This window comes from Tessaracoccus sp. OH4464_COT-324 (assembly GCF_003932855.1).
Classification (GTDB): domain Bacteria; phylum Actinomycetota; class Actinomycetes; order Propionibacteriales; family Propionibacteriaceae; genus Arachnia.
The window spans coordinates 1-309 of record NZ_RQYZ01000183.1 but is presented as its reverse complement, the minus strand read 5'-3'; the positions used below and the strand labels follow the sequence as shown (position 1 = coordinate 309).

At 28.8% G+C, this 309-nt stretch carries 1 pseudogene; it reads left to right on the top strand.

Going from position 1 to position 309, the window contains the following annotated elements:
* Positions 1-188 precede the first annotated feature (188 nt).
* Positions 189-309 (top strand): annotated as a pseudogene (locus EII42_RS12700) (hypothetical protein); the annotation flags it as partial.

The following is a 309-nucleotide window of genomic DNA, read 5'->3' as shown; positions in this document are numbered from 1 at the left end:
AGCAATTTTTTTTGAAAATTTGCAGTTTTTTTTGATTAAAGTCGCATTTTTTAATTTTGCTAATTTATTTTATTAGCTGAAAAGTGTATTCTATGCAAGTCAAAGACTTTTATGTCAATTCATTTGCTTAGTGTATTTTTTGAGCAAATGAATTTCTTTTTTAACTTAACTTTCAAGATAGGTCACGTATGTCTCAAAAATTAGTCCTAATCCTTAACTGCGGTAGTTCATCTTTAAAATTCGCTATTCTTGATCCTGTTTCAGGTGATGAAAAATTATCAGGTTTAGCAGAAGCGTTCTACTTACCAG